The organism is Streptomyces sp. NPDC058295, assembly GCF_042880655.1.
GTDB lineage: Bacteria > Actinomycetota > Actinomycetes > Streptomycetales > Streptomycetaceae > Streptomyces > Streptomyces coriariae.
In genome coordinates this window covers 186,478-202,749 of the sequence record NZ_JBHVYO010000007.1, presented here as the reverse complement: position 1 = coordinate 202,749, position 16,272 = coordinate 186,478, and the positions used below count along the sequence as shown (strand labels likewise).

Annotated in this window: 16 protein-coding genes and 1 pseudogene; 8 read left to right on the top strand and 9 right to left on the bottom strand. The window is 71.9% G+C overall.

Going from position 1 to position 16,272, the window contains the following annotated elements; all coding sequences use genetic code 11:
• Positions 1–44 precede the first annotated feature (44 nt).
• Complete coding sequence (locus tag ACFVYS_RS10420; RefSeq protein ID WP_389500670.1) at positions 45–623, top strand: DUF6214 family protein; 579 nt, start codon at positions 45–47, stop codon at positions 621–623.
• 231 nt (positions 624–854) lie between these two features.
• On the opposite strand, the gene ACFVYS_RS10415 is transcribed toward ACFVYS_RS10420, so the two are convergent.
• Positions 855–1,493 carry a DUF305 domain-containing protein gene (locus tag ACFVYS_RS10415; RefSeq protein WP_389500668.1) on the bottom strand — a complete coding sequence of 213 codons (639 nt, stop codon included), beginning with the start codon at positions 1,491–1,493 and terminating at the stop codon, positions 855–857.
• Between the two features lie 191 nt (positions 1,494–1,684).
• Between ACFVYS_RS10415 and ACFVYS_RS10410 the strand changes: the two genes are divergently transcribed.
• On the top strand, positions 1,685–3,187 hold the full coding sequence (locus ACFVYS_RS10410; RefSeq protein ID WP_389500666.1) for an LVIVD repeat-containing protein: 1,503 nt from the start codon (positions 1,685–1,687) through the stop codon (positions 3,185–3,187).
• Here ACFVYS_RS10410 and ACFVYS_RS10405 read toward each other — a convergent pair.
• The 5 genes and pseudogenes from ACFVYS_RS10405 to ACFVYS_RS10385 all read right to left on the bottom strand — a co-directional run bounded on the left by ACFVYS_RS10405 (position 3,175) and on the right by ACFVYS_RS10385 (position 7,142).
• On the bottom strand, positions 3,175–3,858 hold the full coding sequence (locus ACFVYS_RS10405; protein ID WP_389500664.1) for a TetR/AcrR family transcriptional regulator: 684 nt from the start codon (positions 3,856–3,858) through the stop codon (positions 3,175–3,177). The genes ACFVYS_RS10410 and ACFVYS_RS10405 overlap by 13 nt on opposite strands.
• A gap of 213 nt (positions 3,859–4,071) precedes the next feature.
• Positions 4,072–4,155, bottom strand: a pseudogene (locus ACFVYS_RS10400) (hydrolase); the annotation flags it as partial.
• 48 nt (positions 4,156–4,203) lie between these two features.
• Entirely contained in the window at positions 4,204–4,875 is a 672-nt protein-coding gene (locus ACFVYS_RS10395) for a phosphatase PAP2 family protein (protein ID WP_389500662.1), read from the bottom strand.
• 690 nt (positions 4,876–5,565) lie between these two features.
• Positions 5,566–6,501: a M56 family metallopeptidase gene (locus tag ACFVYS_RS10390; RefSeq protein WP_389500660.1), complete on the bottom strand. Its 936-nt coding sequence runs from the start codon at positions 6,499–6,501 to the stop codon at positions 5,566–5,568.
• Positions 6,502–6,599: 98 nt separating this feature from the next.
• Positions 6,600–7,142 carry a DUF5134 domain-containing protein gene (locus tag ACFVYS_RS10385; protein ID WP_389500658.1) on the bottom strand — a complete coding sequence of 181 codons (543 nt, stop codon included), beginning with the start codon at positions 7,140–7,142 and terminating at the stop codon, positions 6,600–6,602.
• A 258-nt stretch (positions 7,143–7,400) separates the two neighbouring features.
• Between ACFVYS_RS10385 and ACFVYS_RS10380 the strand changes: the two genes are divergently transcribed.
• Positions 7,401–9,014, top strand: a complete 1,614-nt coding sequence (locus ACFVYS_RS10380) for an FUSC family protein (protein ID WP_389500758.1) — start codon at positions 7,401–7,403, stop codon at positions 9,012–9,014.
• Positions 9,015–9,301: 287 nt separating this feature from the next.
• Positions 9,302–9,817: a MarR family winged helix-turn-helix transcriptional regulator gene (locus ACFVYS_RS10375; protein ID WP_389500757.1), complete on the top strand. Its 516-nt coding sequence runs from the start codon at positions 9,302–9,304 to the stop codon at positions 9,815–9,817.
• Between the two features lie 49 nt (positions 9,818–9,866).
• Here ACFVYS_RS10375 and ACFVYS_RS10370 read toward each other — a convergent pair whose 3' ends face one another.
• Entirely contained in the window at positions 9,867–10,631 is a 765-nt protein-coding gene (locus tag ACFVYS_RS10370; protein ID WP_389500656.1) for a VOC family protein, read from the bottom strand.
• Between the two features lie 358 nt (positions 10,632–10,989).
• The gene (locus ACFVYS_RS10365) at positions 10,990–11,382 is read right to left on the bottom strand and encodes a VOC family protein (protein ID WP_389500654.1); all 393 of its coding nucleotides are present in this window, start codon (positions 11,380–11,382) and stop codon (positions 10,990–10,992) included.
• Between the two features lie 73 nt (positions 11,383–11,455).
• On the opposite strand from ACFVYS_RS10365, the gene ACFVYS_RS10360 reads away from it, so the two are divergent.
• On the top strand, positions 11,456–11,995 hold the full coding sequence (locus ACFVYS_RS10360) for a GNAT family N-acetyltransferase (protein ID WP_389500653.1): 540 nt from the start codon (positions 11,456–11,458) through the stop codon (positions 11,993–11,995).
• Between the two features lie 29 nt (positions 11,996–12,024).
• Here the strand turns inward: ACFVYS_RS10360 and ACFVYS_RS10355 are convergent, their stop codons facing one another.
• The gene (locus ACFVYS_RS10355; RefSeq protein WP_389500652.1) at positions 12,025–12,708 is read right to left on the bottom strand and encodes a glycerophosphodiester phosphodiesterase; all 684 of its coding nucleotides are present in this window, start codon (positions 12,706–12,708) and stop codon (positions 12,025–12,027) included.
• 288 nt (positions 12,709–12,996) lie between these two features.
• On the opposite strand from ACFVYS_RS10355, the gene ACFVYS_RS10350 reads away from it, so the two are divergent.
• Genes ACFVYS_RS10350 through ACFVYS_RS10340 form a run of 3 tightly spaced genes read left to right on the top strand, consistent with a single transcriptional unit; the run spans position 12,997 to position 16,249 of the window.
• Positions 12,997–14,394 carry a DUF6421 family protein gene (locus ACFVYS_RS10350; protein ID WP_389500650.1) on the top strand — a complete coding sequence of 466 codons (1,398 nt, stop codon included), beginning with the start codon at positions 12,997–12,999 and terminating at the stop codon, positions 14,392–14,394.
• A 41-nt stretch (positions 14,395–14,435) separates the two neighbouring features.
• Positions 14,436–15,182 carry an SDR family NAD(P)-dependent oxidoreductase gene (locus tag ACFVYS_RS10345; protein ID WP_389500755.1) on the top strand — a complete coding sequence of 249 codons (747 nt, stop codon included), beginning with the start codon at positions 14,436–14,438 and terminating at the stop codon, positions 15,180–15,182.
• On the top strand, positions 15,179–16,249 hold the full coding sequence (locus tag ACFVYS_RS10340; RefSeq protein ID WP_389500648.1) for a threonine aldolase family protein: 1,071 nt from the start codon (positions 15,179–15,181) through the stop codon (positions 16,247–16,249). Before ACFVYS_RS10345 ends, ACFVYS_RS10340 begins: the two co-directional genes overlap by 4 nt.
• Positions 16,250–16,272 lie beyond the last annotated feature (23 nt).

Below are 16,272 nucleotides of genomic sequence, written 5' to 3'. Positions count from 1 at the left end.
CATCGTTTCTTAATCTTTCTGATCGTTCCGCCGAGGACGGCACGGTGTCCGTGTGGCCCGCGTGGGTGGTCCAGGAAGCCGGGGGCGCCACGTCCTGGTTCCATGTGCGGCTGGGATTCGCCGACGGTGCGCGCGTGGAGCTGCTGGCCGTCGTCTGCGAGGGGCGGGTCTCCGTCGAGGACGTCCGCGCACAGCCGCCCCTGTCGCTCGTGGACCTGACGGTGCTCGCCGACTGGATCGAGGGGCCGCTGTTCGAGAGGTGCGACGAAGGCGGCGCCCTCGAAGCGGCGGGCGGGCAGGGCATCGGCGACACGGCAGACAGGCCGGACGCGGCGGACGCGGCGGACGCGGACGGCGGGTACGGCGCGGAGGGTGCGCGGGAGCCGGCCGTCGCCGGGGATGCCGACGAGGTGTTCGGCCCCCGGCGGGCCCGTCCGGCCTGGCCGCGCGGCATCGAGGGGCGGTGGCTGGTGGCGCAGGAGTACCGCGCGGCCCAGGAGGAGGGGGCGGACCCCGTCCTCGCGGTCATGTGCGCCACGGGACACAGCCGCCGCAGATCACTCAGGCTGATCGCCCAGGCGCGTGACGCGGGCTATCTGACCCCACGTCACGCCCGGCGCTGACGCCGCCCGCTCATTGGCGAGGACGACAGGCGACACCCGCTGAACGGACTCGTTGAACAGACCTGTTGCACTGAGAACAGATCTGTTGCACTGAGCCGTTGAAGGATCCCGCCCTCGACCGGCCCCGCCGACCGGCCTCGCCGACCGGTCCCGTTGGCCGGCCTCGCCGACCGGTCCCGCCGATCGGCCCCTTCGACGAGGCCGATCGGCGAGGTTCCGTTGGCCGGGGTGTCACTGCATCCCGCGCATCCGGGTGATCTCGCTCGTCTGCTGCGCGATCACATCGTCCGCCATCTCCTCGATCCGCACGTTGTTGCCCTGTGCCTTGACGTCCGCGGCCATGGTGAGGGCGCCCCCGTGGTGGGTGATCATCAGGGAGAGGAACAGCGCGTCGAACGCCTTGCCGCGGGCCGCGCGCAGCTGGGTCAGCTGTGCCTCGGTGGCCATTCCGGGCATCGCCGAGTGGTCGTGCTCGCCGCCCGTCTCGTCCTCGCCGTACGTCGTGAGCCAGCCCTTCATGGCTTGGATCTCCGGCCCCTGTGCGGCGCCTATCCGGGACGCGAGGCCCTTGACGGCCTTCGACTCGGCTTGTTTCGGGGCGAGTTCGGTCATCTCCAGGGCCTGGGCGTGGTGCTGGATCATCATCCGCGCGTACGCCACGTCGGCGGAGTTGGGCGTGTCGTCGTCGGCGCGTTGCTCGGCCGCGTCCTGGGCGGAGAGGGTCCGGTTCGTCTCGCCCGGCTTGCCCGGCGCGATCACCGAAGGGCCGCTCGCCGCACCCGACTTGGTGTCCGGCCCGGAGTCGCACCCCGCGAGGGCGAGGACGAGCAGCAGTGAGGCTGAGACGAGGGGCGCGCGGCGGACGAGCACAACGACCTCCTGAAGCGGGTGAGTTGAGGACGGGGGCGCCGTCCTCGTCTGGATCTTCGCACCATGGGTCGCACTACTGAACCGAAAGATTCATTACGAGTGCGTTGCCAGCCCTTGATATGTGCATGATGAAGACGATACTTCGGAGCACCGCGAACCGTTCCACGTGAACGGCGACAAGGGAGGACGCAGTGACCCTGTTGAACGACCTTCGAACGCGACGCAGACGGCTGGGAGTGGCCGCCGCGTGTACCGGACTGCTGGCCGCGCTCCTGACGGCCGTCCCGGCAGCCGCGACCCCCGACCCGGGGGACGGGCCCGCCGTGCAGCAGAAGGTGTCCGAGGGCGCCCGGGCCGAGGCGGCGGCCGCGATCGCCGACGGCGAGATACCGGGGCAGGACGAGATCGTCCGCTCCGCCAACATCGAGCACCTGACGAACATCCCGAAGGACGCCCTGCCGGGCACCAACTCGGACCTCGCCTTCCAGGGCAAGTACGCCTTCTCCGGCAACTACGACGGCTTCCGGGTCTTCGACATCAGCAACCCGAAGTCCCCCAAGACCGTGGCCCAGGTGCTCTGCCCCGGCTCGCAGAACGACATCTCCGTCTCGGGCGACCTGCTGTTCCTGTCCACCGACTCCTCGCGCAGCGACAGCAGTTGCAACAGCACCACGCAGCCGGTGACCGAGAAGTCCTCCTGGGAGGGCATGAAGGTCTTCGACATCAGCGACAAGGCGAACCCCAAGTACGTCGCCGCCGTCGAGACCGCCTGCGGCTCGCACACCCACACCCTGGTGCCCGAGCGCAAGAACGTCTACATCTACGTCTCCTCCTACTCGCCGAACGCCGCCTACCCGGACTGCCAGCCCCCGCACGACGGCATCTCGGTCATCAAGGTGCCGCGCAAGACGCCGGAGAAGGCCGCGATCGTCAGCTTCCCCGTGCTGTTCCCGGGGGAGGGCCCGGACGGCGGCGGCAACCCGGGTTCGCCCACCAACCCCGGGGTCTCCAAGACGACCGGCTGCCACGACATCACGGTCCTGCCCTCCAAGGATCTGGCGGCGGGCGCCTGCATGGGCGACGGCATCCTGTTCTCCATCAAGGACCCGGAGCACCCGAAGGTCATCGACCAGGTCCAGGACAACGTGAACTTCGCGTTCTGGCACTCGGCGACCTTCAACCAGAAGGCGAACAAGGTCGTGTTCACCGACGAGCTCGGCGGCGGGGGCGCGGCCACGTGCAACGCGGCGATCGGGCCGGACAAGGGCGCCGACGGCATCTACGACATCGTCGGCAAGGGCGACAAACGCAAGCTGGTCTTCCGCAGCTACTACAAGATCCCCCGCCACCAGGCGGACACCGAGAACTGCGTGGCCCACAACGGCTCGCTGATCCCGGTCAAGGGCAAGGACATCATGGTCCAGGCCTGGTACCAGGGCGGCGTCTCGGTCTGGGACTTCACCGACTCCTCGAAGCCCAAGGAGATCGCCTACTTCGAACGCGGTCCGCTCAACACCCAGGTGCTGACGGGCGGCGGCTCCTGGTCGGCGTACTACTACAACGGCTACATCTACTCCAACGACATCGCCAAGGGCTTCGACGTGCTGAAGCTCAGCGACCGGCGCACCGACCCGGCCAAGCGGGTCCGTGTCCACGAGCTCAACGTCCAGACCCAGCCGGACTACTTCGACTGACCCTCGCTCCGCGGAGTCGTCGGGTCGGTCGCGAAGAAGCGCGACAGATCGGTGTCACCTCTCCCGCCGGACGCCTCGGCGTCCGGCGGGACCCCCTGCTCCCAGTCGAGCCGGTAGCGCGCGAACAGTTCGGCGCGCAGCGTCGTGAGCGGCAGGGGCACGTTCGGCAGCACCATCGCGTAGACCGCTCCCATCAGCTGGGAGCGCAGCATCGGGTAGTCGTGGTGGACGTCCTGCGAGCCGTGCCGGGCCGCGGTCTCCCGCAGCAGCTCGGCCAGCCGTTGCTGCTCCGGACACTGCACGAACCCCTCGGCCTGCAGTAGGCCCGCCATGTGCTGGCGCATCAGCACCGGGCGGTCCCGGGCCAGGCCCAGGATGCCGTCGATGGCCCGCGCCATCCGCTCCCGGCCGTCCTCGGTGCGCGGCTCCCGCTCCAGCGCCTCCTCCAGCGTGCGGTGCATCAGCCGGTGCACGGCGGACTGGACCAGCTGACGCTTGCCGGGGAAGTAGTAGGACACCAGACCGCGCGCCGAGCCGGCCCGGTCCGCGATGTCACCGAGCGTCGTCGCCTCGTAGCCGCGCTCGCCCACCAGCTCCACCGCGGCCTGAAGGAGCCGTTCCCGGGAACGCCGCCGCAATTCTTCATTGACCGAGGCGCTGCGCGGGGACATCCTGGAACTCCTGCGTTGACTGGCTGGCAGCCAACTATACTCAGGGTCGACCCGGTGAGGTTCCGCTTCGGAGCGCACCGGGCTGCCGCCTGCTCTGGGCGACGCGGGGGATCGTCCAGAGTGGGCGTGCTTTTCCCGTAATGGTGGCCTCAGGCGACCGTCGGTGGAGGACGGGCCGAGGCCGTCGGGTCGTCCCACCGGGTCCAGCTCGGGTCACCCCACCAGGTCCAGCACCGTCCGCAGCGCGTCCGGGCGTTCGGCCGCCGGCAGATGGTCCACGAAGTGCACCGCGCATCCGTTCTCCGGGCCCACGTAGCCGTACCGTCGACCGCCACCCCGGCAGGGTCACGGGGACCAGCGCCGGTGTGCCGCGATCGCCAGCGCCACCAGCAGGGCGCCCAGCAGCCAGCCGCCCAGGACGTCCGAGGGCCAGTGCACGCCCAGCCAGATCCGGGTCAGTCCCACGCCCGCCACGGAGACCACCGCCACCGCCAGCGCCGTACGCCACACGACAGGGGCGACGCCGTGCCGGTGCAGCAACCACAGCAGGAGACCGCACACCACCGTGGCCGTCAGGGCGTGCCCGGAGGGGTACGCCGCGTAGTGGGCGGAGTCGACCGGGTCCGGCCAGACCGGGCGGGCACGGCCCACCCCCGCCTTGAGGGACTGCTGGAGCAGTGTGCCCACCGCCGACGTGACGACCAGCCACCCGGCCGTCCACCACGCCCCGTGCCGCCACACCAGCCACACCGCGACCGCCGCGCCCAGCAGACGCATGGTCAGGGGGTCCCAGACCCAGTCCGTGAGGATGCGGCATGCCTGGGTGACGTCGGGGTCGGCGACGGCCCAGCGGTGGGTGGTGCGGGAGATGTCGCCGTCGGCGGAGATCAGGGGATGCCAGTCGGCCGCGACCAGGGCGAGGAGCAGGGCCGAACACAGCCCCAGGACCAGGGCGATCCGGAGCGGTGTGCGCAGAGCCGGGCGGCGGGGCGGGGAGTCGACGGGCGGATGGGGCATACGGAGATCCTCGCCGAACCATGGGGCCGGAAGCGAACTCGGGGTGCTCGGTCCGGGTTCCGGGGCGGCCGGCCCCCGTCCTGGCGTCGGTGGGGTGGTTTCTGACGCGGCTGCCCCGACCGCCGCGCCGGTCGTCCCGGCTACCGGGGTGGCCCGCCGTGGTTCGGAGGTGTCCGTCGCGGATCCTGGGTGGATCGCCTGATCAGGGGGCGGGTCGGGTCTGGGGCGGTTGAGCCGGCCGGGTGGGGACGCGAGGCGGTGTCCGGGGTGCTGCTGGTGATGGCCCTGGGGATGTCCGGGGGCCTCGGTGGTGGTCGATCCTCGATCAGTGGCATGGCCTGTTCAAGAAGGCGGACGGGAGCCGGTGGTGGTCGGGTCGGTCAGGCGGGGTCGCGAGGCGGTGCTCGTAGCTGCTGGTGGGGCCCGGGGGGGGCTGGTCGGGCTTCCGGGGTGGCAGTTCCGGCCGCGGGCGTGGACGCCCCGTGGGAGGCGGAGTGGTCGTCCGTGGGTCCGAGGTGGTCGGCCGGGCCTCCGGGGTGGTCGCGTCGGCCGGTGAGGTTGTCCGGCCGTCTCCGGAGCGTCCGGTTCCGGCTTTGCGGCGGCTGGTTCCGGCTCTGGGACGGTGGGTTCCGGTTCCGAAGCGGCTGGTTTCCGGCTCCGGGGGCGGCGGGTGTTTCGGGACCGTGGGGTTCAGCCCAGTGTCCGCAGGGCGGGGACCAGGGTCACCAGTACCGGGATCACCGGTACGAGGGAGGCTCCCGCCGTCAGTCGTAGTCTGCGGGCCGCGGTGAGGCGGTCGGGCGGTGTGAGCAACCGGTGCACGCGCTGTGAGACATGGGCCTGCGGGGCGGGGGAGGGGCCGAACACCCCCCGGTCCTCGTTGAGTTCGACCAGCGCCAGCGCGGTCGTCCGTCGGCCGAAGCGCCGTGAGGCCATGTCGTCCGCCGACAACTCGACCAGCCGGTGCATCTCGTCGCGGAACGCGGCGAACACCGGTACCTGCGGAAAGCCGGTGGCCAGTGCGGTCGAGCAGTTCAGCAACCAGTCGTGACGTGCCTGGGCGTGCCCCTGCTCGTGCGCCAGCACGGCATCCAGCTGACGCCCCTTCAAGCGCTGCAACGCCGCTGTGGTGACGACTAGTTGGGGCGCCGCACCCGCCAGCCACCAGGCGTCGGGCCGCTCGCCCTCCAGGACGAGCAGCCGGCCGGACGCGGACTCCTCGCCCGGCAACAGCGGCGCGCGCAACCGGAGTTCGGCATGCCGCGACCGGCGCCCGGCCCGGCTCCGCAGCACCTCCCGCACGAGCATCGCCCCGCTCCACAGTCCGCCGCACGCGAGCGCCACCGCGGTCGCGGCCGCCCAGGGGCCCGTCGCGCCCAGCGCGTACGCCTCCACCACCGAGCGCGGGGCCGGCGCGAAGACGTGGCCGCGCACCGCCTGCCAGGCCGCCGCCGCGCTGAGCGTCATCGACAGCACACAGCACAGCAGGACCGCGGCCACCACGCACTGCCACACCCACAGCGCGACCACCGGTTCGTGGTCCGGCCAGTCGGCCCGGGCGATCAGCCGGGGGGCGATCACGGCGGTCAGGGCACCGAGCAGCAGCAGTACCGCGGGGACCATCATGGGCAGCAGCCTATGAGCGGCGTACCGCTCAGGGGTACGGCTTGTCACAGCGAAGTGACGTAGACCACCCCCGAGTTGGGTTCAACTCGTCGTCGGGTTCACATCGTCAGCAGCATGGCGAGCATCCCGATCCCCATCGACAGCCGGCACGCCCGCGCCACCTCGGGCCGGTCGCCCCAGGCCACGGCGCCGCCGCCCGTCCCGGCCACCGGCAGCAGCCGGACCCCGGCGAGCAGGACGTACCCGGTGAAGTACAGGAGCAGCACCCCCGTCAGCAGCGGGACGCCGGAGCCGCCGGGTCCGTGCCGGTGCGCGGGCGCCGCGGCCATCACGGCCGCCATGTAGACCATGGCCCCTGCGCCGACCAGGTGGTGCAGGTGGTGGGCGCTGACGCGGGCCGCCCACAGGGCCCGCAACGCGGCCGCCCCGAAGACCGCCGCGAAGGCCGGCCAGGCCCACGCGGGCGGGGTGAACGCGGCCGCGGGCACGGCCATCGCGGCCATCCCGAAGCCCATCAGCGCCTCGCTGCCCGCGGCCCTGCGCTGTTCCTCGACCGCGCTGCGCATCCGCAGCAGGCAGTAGGCCCCGGTCGCCGCACACAGCGCCACCAGCAGCCAGCCGGGCGAAGCCGGTCCGTGCACGCGCACCTCCCCGCTCGACGTTCGCAATCGAGGGTTGCGATGCCCACGGCACACCGTGCGCACGCGGGCGCAAGGGTGTACACGGGGGGCATTCGACGGAGCATAAAATATTTCACTGGTAAAACACATGCTAAATTAGTGGGTATGAGCAGTGCGACCCCGCAGCATCCCCGCCCCGAAGCCCGTCCCGAACCGCGCGGCGGGCAGCACGGCCGTCGGCGCAGCCGGCGCCCGGGACGCCGGCTCCCGATCGCCGGAGTGCTGCGCCTCGGCCGGCCCTCCGACATCTGGTTCAAGCCCGCCCTGAGCGTGATCGCCGCCGTCGCCCCGCCGAACCTGATCCTGCTGGCCCTCGGGCGGCTGGACCTGGCGATGTACACGATGGCCGGGTCCCTGTGCGCCCTGTACGCCCACAACCGCCCCTACGCGGCCCGGGCCCGTGTCCTGGCCTGGGTGGTGCTGGGCATGACCGCCGGACTGGCCCTCGCCCTGCTCGCGGCCGCGCTGACCACCGACGCCGTCGCCCTGGTCACCGTCGGCGCCCTGCTCGCGGCCGCGCAGAAGGCCCTCTGTGACGCGACCCGCCTCGGTCCGCCCGCCAACGTCGTCCTCACCTTCATCAGCTCCGCCGCGCTGTTCACCCCGCAGACACTGGGGCAGATCCCCGGCCACCTGGGGCTGGCACTCGCCGCGGGCGCCTGGGCCTGGCTGATCGGCATGGCGCCCGGACTGCTGCGGCCGCACGGCCCCGAGCGCCGCGCCACCGCCCACGCCCTGAACACGGCCGCCGCCCACGCCGCCACGGACGGCCCAGGCGACGGCCACACCCGGACCCGCGCCGCCGCGGCCGCCGCCGTGCACGCCGCCTGGCAGACCCTGCTGGCGGCCCGCGCCACGGAGACCCGGCGGGCCCTGGAGCGTCTCGTCGTCCGCGCCGAGATCGCCCTCGCCGCCCCCGCCGACACCGACCCGGAACGGCTGCGCGACTGGGCCCGCGACCTGCGCGGCACCGGCCCGGTACCGCACCCGGGCGACCTGGTGGACGACGACGAACTCCTCGGCGTCGACGCCGAACTCGCCACCGGACGACCGCCGCTGTGGCTCCGCCTCGGCCCCCTCGCGCCGATCGCCGCGCGCACCGCCCTCGGCTGCGCCCTCGCCGGATACGCCTCTCTCGCCGTCGGAGTCGGCCGCCCCTACTGGGCCCTGGTCACCGCCGCATCCCTCTACCAGGCGAACATCACCCTCACCTGGAGCCGCGGAGTGCAGCGCGTCGTCGGCAACCTGGTCGGCGTGCTCGCCTTCGCCGCGCTCGTCCCGCTCGCCCATCTCACCCAGGCCGCCCTCGTCCTGATCTGCCTCGCCCTGAACTTCGGCGCCGAGGCGCTGATCAGCCGCAACTACTGGCTCGGCAGTGTCTGCGTGACCCCGATGGCGCTGCTCATCACCGAGTTCGCGCAGGTCCAGGACCCGGGCCGGCTGATCACCGAGCGGCTGATGGACACCCTCGTCGGCGCCGTGGTCGGCTTCGTCGCCGCGGTCGCCGTCACCAACCGCCGGGCCGGCGACCGACTCGGGCACGCCCTGACGGCCGCCGAACGGGCCCGCGAGCAGGCCGCCCGCCTCCTGGCGGAGCCGCGTCCCGGCCCCGGCGCCCTGGAGTCCGCCCGCCGCGGCCTCGCCGCCGCGCTGGTCGACCTGCGCGCCACCGCCGACGCCGCGTCCGGCGAGTGGTGGCAGCGTGCACTGCCCGAGGAGCGGGTCGTCGCGGCCGAACAGTCGGGACACCGTACGCTCGCGGCGACGGTACGGCGCCAGGGGCTCCTCCTGGACCGGGACGCGAGCACGGGAGCGGAGGACGTACGGCGATGACGGCGACGCAGGGACGGGCGGCGGCCGGGAACGGGACGGGGGAAGGACGGGCGACCGGGGCGGAGCCTGCGGCCGGCGGCCCCGGAACGACCGGCGACGGCCCGAGGAGCGGCGACGGGCCGGCCGGCGGCGACGGGCGGGGGAGCGGGGAGAGTCGGGGGAGCGGTGGCCGGGGCCGGACGGGCAGCGGCGACCCGGAGCGGCCCGCACAGCCGTCAGGGCCGGTGGAGCCCGTGGAGCCCGTCGAGCCGGTCGAGCCGGGCGAGCCGGTGGAGTCGGTCGAGCCGGTGGAGTCGGCTCGGAACGACACCGTCGCCGCTGTCGTGCGGCAGTGGCAGACGGTCCGGCCCGACCTCGACACCGGCCCCATGGAGATCATCGGCCGCGTCAACCGCTGCGCCGCGCTGCTCCAGCAGGCCGAGGACGCCCCCCTGCGGCGGGCCGGCCTGAGCCGTGCGGAGTTCGACCTGCTCGGCGCGCTGCGCCGCACCGGCCATGAGCTGACGCCCGGCGAACTGGCCCGGGAGACCTTCTCCTCCGGGGCGGCCGTCACCAAGCGGCTCAAGCAGCTCACCGAGCGCGCACTGGTGGAGCGTCGCGTCGACACCCGGGACCGCCGTGTGGCCCACCTCCGCCTCACGGACGCCGGGCGCGACCTCGTCGACGGCATCATGCCCGAGCAGCTCGTCTACGAGAGTGCCGTGCTGTCCGCCCTGGACGACGACCGGCAGGGCGAACTGGCCGATCTGTTGGGCGAGTTGTTGAGCCGACTCGAGGGGCACATGCGAGCCCTGCGGGTCTGAACGCCGCGTCGCCGCGGGGCCGGACCAGGTGACCGCGACCCGTCGACGTTCACCCCTCGTCTTCCGCCCGGTACACGCCGAACACCGCGCCCTGCGGGTCCCGCAGTACGGCGATGCGTGGACCGTCCGGCACCGAGGTCGGTTCCATGAGGGCCGCGCCGCCCGCCTCCACCGCCGTCCCGGTGGACTCGTCCACGTCCGTCACCGCGAAGTACGGCAGCCAGTGCGGGGGCACCTCGGGCGGGAACTTCTCGTCCATCGTGATCATGCCCCCGAAGTCCGCGCCGCCGACGCCCCACTGGAGGTAGTTCTCCGAGGAACGGACTGTCCAGCCGAACACCGTGGTGTAGAAGGTCTCCGCCCGGTGGCGATCGCGGGTCAGCAGCTCGACCCAGCCGAGCGAGCCGGGAGCGTTGAACAGCCCGGCGCCAGGGAAGGTCCGCGCCTGCCACAACTGGAACGCGGCACCGCCGGGGTCGAGGGCGACCACGAAACGACCCACGTCGAAGACGTCCATCGGGCCGACCAGCACCTTGCCCCCGGCCTCCGTGAGCAGCCGCGCGCTGACCTCCGCGTCGGTCACCGCGAACGACACGTTCCAGGCGCACGGCTGTGCCTCCTGGTACAGGGGGCTGAGCGCGGCGACGGCCGCTTCGCCGAGGTGCGCGACCGTGTAGCCGCCCGCCTCCTGGCGCGGATCCGTCTCCGCGCGCCAGCCGAAGAGCTCCGCGTAGAACCGCTTCGCCGCCTCCAGGTCACTGGTGCCCAGCTCGGCCCAGCAGGGCCCGCCGGGCACGGGCGCGTCGAGCTTCATGGCGTTCCTTCCGCAAGGGGCCCCCTTCAGCACGCTATGCCTCGGTCGGGCCTCTGGCATCCGGTGGCCGCCGAGACCCGAAAAGGGGTCCGGCCTGGCCCGATGGCCTCGACCACCCGCCGCCGAACCGCCCTGCTCGCCCGGGCTGCGGTCGACCGGGCGGCCCGCTGGCCCACAGCCGACGATGAGCGGGACCGACCCGGGGAGCCGGTCCGACCGGGCCCTTCCGGTCCTCGCCCGCCCCGGATCCGACCTCGGCACCCTCGGCACCTCGCCCCGGACCTCGGACTCCCCCCGCCCGACACCCACCCGCCGGGTACCCGGTCAGCTCGCGTTCCCGGTGGGGTGCCCGCGCGGCTCAGATTCCCGGCCGGTACCGGATCGGATGGTCCGCCGGTACCTCCACCAGCACGATCGGCGTGCCGTCCGGATCGGCGATCCACATCTCGAGGAGCCCCCATGGCTCGCGCACCGGCGGCCGGACGATCTCCACTTCCCGGGCGCGCAGCTCGTCGTGCGCCGCCGCCAGGTCCGGTACCTGCAGCCACAGTCGTACGGCGGGATCCGGCGGTGTCTCCGAGCGGCCCGAGACCTCCAGGAAACCGCCGCCGAGGAAGTAGACGACCCCGCGCTCCGGCCCCGTCCCGAACTCGCGGTGGACCGCCAGGCCCAGCCGCTCCCCGTAGAAGACACGGGAACGCTCGGGGTCGGTCGGCCGGAGCAGGGTCCTACTGCTGAGTACGTGCACCATGCAGCCGGAGCCTACCGGCGCAGGGTCTACGCTCGGCGGTGCCCCAGCCGAGTCGAGACCGGAGAACGCCCGCATGGACACCGCCGCCACCGAATTCACCTTCCGCGACGCCGTCGACGCCGACGTGGACGCCCTCGTCGCGCTCATCGAGTCGGCCTACCGCGGAGACGCCAGCCGGGCGGGTTGGACGACCGAGGCCGACATCCTCCAGGGGCAGCGGACCGACCCCGACGGCGTGCTCGCGGTGATCAAGGCGCCGGACAGCCGACTGCTCACCGTCGAGCAGCAGGGCCGGATCGTCGCCTGCTGCCAGCTGGAACACCGTGGCGGCCACGCCTACTTCGGCATGTTCGCCGTCAGTCCCGCGGTCCAGGGCGGCGGGCTCGGCAAGACGGTCATGGCGGAGGCCGAGCGACAGGCCCGCGAGTACTGGGGCGTCACCGAGATGCACATGACCGTGATCTCCGTACGCGAGGACCTCATAGCCTGGTACGAGCGTCGCGGCTACCGGCGGACCGGTCGCATGACCCCCTTCCCCTACGGCGACGAGCGCTTCGGCATTCCGCAGCGCGACGACCTCCGGTTCGAGCTGCTGGTCAAGGAACTCGCCTGACCGCCGGGACCTGACCGCCGGGATCCGTCCTAGGCGGTGAAACGGCCCGTGCGCCTGATCTCCGGGTAGTCGGTGGTCGCGCCGTCGAGTTCCAGGGCGCGGACCAGCCGCAGCTGGTCCTGGGTGTTGACCACCCAGCCGATGGTCCGCAGGTCCCGCTTCCGGGCCTCCTCGACGATCTCCAGGGTGAGCCGGCGCAGGTTGAGACAGACCGTCGCCGCGCCGGCCTCCACGGCGCGGTCGACGATGTCGAGGCCGTAGCGGCTGCCGATGAGCGCGGTGCGCACCCCGGGGACGAGGCGCGCGATCTCGGCGACGGCCTCGTCGTGGAAGGAGGACACCTCCACGCGGTCCACGAGGTCCCGGGCGTGCATCACCTCGGCCAGCGCCCGCGCGGCCTGGACGTCCTTGATCTCGGCCTGGAGCGGGAGCCGCACGGCGTCCAGGACCTCCTCGAAGAACGGCACGCGCTCGCCGCGGCCCGCGTCGAGGGTCCGCAGCTCCGCGAGTGTCTGGTCGGCGATGGGCCCGGTCCCGTCGGTCGTCCGGTCCACATCGGCGTCGTGCATGACCACCAGAGCACCGTCTTTGCTCAGATGCAGATCGAGTTCGATGACGTCCAGGCCGGCGTGTTCCGCGGCGACGAAGGAACGCAGGGTGTTCTCGGGCTCGACACCCATGACTCCGCGGTGACCGATGGTGAGGAAGTTCAAGACACGACCCGCTTCCGTCGACGGCTTGGGCTGGAGGAGCACGCAGCCTAGTGGCCCGGAGGCCGTCAGGGACATGAGCGTGCACCGAGGGTTCCTCTACCCGTCCGGAACCGAGATCCGACCCGCTGGACAGGCACTAGCGGAAGTAGTCGCATCTTCGGTGTCAGGCAGGAAAAAGTGCGGTGAAGATGCGGGAGCGCAGGATAATTTCCGGGGGGTCCACTTGCTGGAGGAAACCTCCTATGCATACGGTGTCCTGACGCGAGCTTCTCCAGTGAAGGATGGGACATGACGGAAATTCTTGTGCAGGCGGCTACGGGGGAGCGGGTTCCTCCGGCGGACAGGGTGGTCGAGCACCCGGCGTGGCGCGTGCTCAAGGATGCGGTGGAGCGGATCCGGCCCTGGCAGTCGAAGGACGGGTCGATCGACTTCGCGGCCGAGGGCGCACCGCCGCGCACGGAGGCCGAGCAGGCCGTCCTGCGGGTGATCGAGGCCGTCGAGGAGCTGTCCCCGCTGCTCCCGCACGACGCCGACTACCACCGGGCGCTCGCCAAGGACCTGCAGGTCTGGGCCGAGGGCGGCTTCGAGGTGCCGGACTTCCTCGACTCGCTGCTGGCCTTCCAGCCCGCCGCGAACCGTCGCGACGGGCTCCAGCACCTGGTCGTCTTCGCGATGTACACGCAGAACGGCAACCCGGACCGCAACCTGGAGGCGGTGGTGCTGCGCATGGTCTGGCCGGAGTGGCTGGCCGAGCTGGAGCGCACCCGCTACGACAACCCGCTGTTCTGCGGCATCACCTTCGAGGACTTCACGGCCGGCTACGACACCAACTCCGCCGTCCTCTTCCCCGAGACCATCGCCGTCCGCGAGGCGCCGGAACGTTTCTCCTGGGGTGGCATCTTCTGTGACCGCGAGGCCGCCCGCTTCCGCCGGGTGACCGACGCGGCCGTCGACGTGCTGGGTCTGTCGCTGCCCGAGGACATCGCCGCCATGGTCCACGACCAGAAGCGCTGCGAGGAGGCCTTCGTCCTGTGGGACATGGTCCACGACCGCACCCACAGCCACGGCGACCTGCCCTTCGACCCCTTCATGATCAAGCAGCGCCAGCCGTTCTGGATGTACGGCCTGGAGGAGCTGCGCTGCGACCTCACCGCCTTCAAGGAGGCCGTGAAGCTGGAGGCCGACGGCGTCCCGCAGGCCCGTGACGTGCAGTACGCGGTGCTCTTCGACCGCATGTTCCGCTTCCCGGTCACCGGAGACCGGGTGCGCAACTACGACGGCCTCGGCGGCCAGCTGCTCTTCGCCTACCTGCACAAGCACGACGTCGTCCGCTGGACCGACAACAAGCTGCACATCGACTGGCAGCGCGCCCCGCAGGTCACCAACCAGCTGTGCGCCGACATCGAGCAGCTGTACCGCGACGGCATCGACCGCCCCAAGCTCGTCCACTGGTTCGCCGCCCACGAGCTGGTCTCCGCCTACCTCGCCCCGCACCCGGGCTCCAAGTGGGCCAAGGGCCCCGACGCCCTGGACCTGACCCAGCCGCCCCGCAAGCTCGTGGACGACGTGCTTCCGGACGAGTTTCCGCTGAGCATGTTCTATGAGGCACTGTCCAAGAAGCTCAAGAGCGTGATCGCCTCGACCCGGGGCATCACGGCGGACGGCGCCGAGCGGATCGCCGCATGAGCGACCTGCGTACCGAGAACACTGCTCAGGAGGCGAAGACCATGGGGAACGGGGCTCTCAGCGGTGCGGTGATCGCGGTGGCCGGTGCGGGCGGACCGGCCGGCCGGGCGGCGCTGCTCCGACTCGCCGAGGCCGGCGCGATCGTCGCCGGCGCGGACAACGACCCCGAGCGCCTGGCGGAGGCCGTCGACGCGGCCCGCTACGGGGCCGGCGGCGCCACCGTCACCGGTGAGCCGGTCGACCTGCTCGACCTGAACTCGACCCGGGACTGGGCGCAGCGCGTCGAGAAGGACTTCGGCCGGATCGACGGCGTGGTCCACCTCGTCGGCGGCTGGCGCGGCAGCGAGACGTTCATCAAGACCAGCCTGGACGACTGGGACTTCCTGGAGCTGCTGCTCGTCAAGACCGTGCAGCACACCTCGCTCGCCTTCTTCGAGGGTCTCCAGCGCAGCGACCGCGGCCGGTACGTGCTGATCAGCGCCGCCGGCGCCTCGAACCCCTCCGCGGGCAACGCCGCGTACGCCGCCGCCAAGGCGGCCGCCGAGGCCTGGACCCTGGCGCTCGCCGACGCGTTCCGCAAGGCCGGGGGTGCCGAGGGCCCGACCTCCGCGGCTGCGATCCTGGTGGTGAAGGCGTTGGTGCACGAGGCGATGCGCGCCGACCGCCCCAACGCGAAGTTCGCGGGTTTCACCGACGTCAAGGACCTGGCCGAGGCCATCACCGGAGTCTGGGAGAAGCCCGCCCCCGAAGTGAACGGACAGCGTCTGTGGCTCACCGAGAAGCCGTGAACCCTCCGAAGACCGACGCACGGCGCCATCACGACCCGGAGGTCCGCGGTTTCGCCAGCGACAACTACGCCGGGGCTCACCCGGAGGTGATGGCCGCCCTGGCCCTGGCCAACGGCGGCCACCAGGTGGCGTACGGCGAGGACGACTACACCGAGCACTTCCAGGGGATCATCCGCAGCCACTTCGGTGCCACGGCGGAGGCGTTCCCGGTCTTCAACGGCACCGGCGCCAACGTCGTCGCGCTCCAGGCGGTCACCGACCGCTGGGGCGCGGTGATCTGCGCGGAGAGCGCCCACATCAACGTCGACGAGGGCGGCGCGCCCGAGCGCATGGGCGGCCTCAAGCTGCTCACCGTGCCCACCCCGGACGGCAAGCTCACCCCCGAGCTGATCGACAGGCAGGCCTGGGGCTGGGACGACGAGCACCGCGCGATGCCGCAGGTCGTCTCGATCACCCAGAGCACGGAGCTGGGCACGCTGTACACGCCCGAGGAGATCCGCGCGATCTGCGACCACGCCCACGCGCACGGCATGAAGGTGCACCTGGACGGGTCCCGGATAGCCAACGCGGCGGCCTCGCTGAACGTCCCGATGCGGACGTTCACCAACGCCGTCGGCGTCGACCTCCTGTCGCTGGGCGGGACGAAGAACGGCGCGCTGTTCGGCGAGGCGGTCGTCGTCATCGACCAGGACGCCGTCCGCCACATGAAGCACCTGCGCAAGCTGTCCATGCAGCTCGCCTCCAAGATGCGCTTCGTGTCGGTGCAGTTGGAGGCCCTGCTGGCCAAGGACCTGTGGCTGCGCAACGCCCGCCACTCCAACGAGATGGCCCAGCGGCTCGCCGAGGGCGTGCGGGCCGTGCACGGCGTGGAGATCCTCTACCCCGTGCAGGCCAACGGCGTGTTCGCGCGGCTCCCGCACCAGGTGAGCGAGCGGCTCCAGAAGAAGTTCCGGTTCTACTTCTGGGACGAGGCGGCGGGTGTCGTGCGCTGGATGTGCGCGTTCGACACGACCGAGGAGGACGTGGACACCTTCGTCGCCGCGGTCAAGGAAGAGATGGCGCGGTAGCCAGAACGCCGATTGCATAGGTA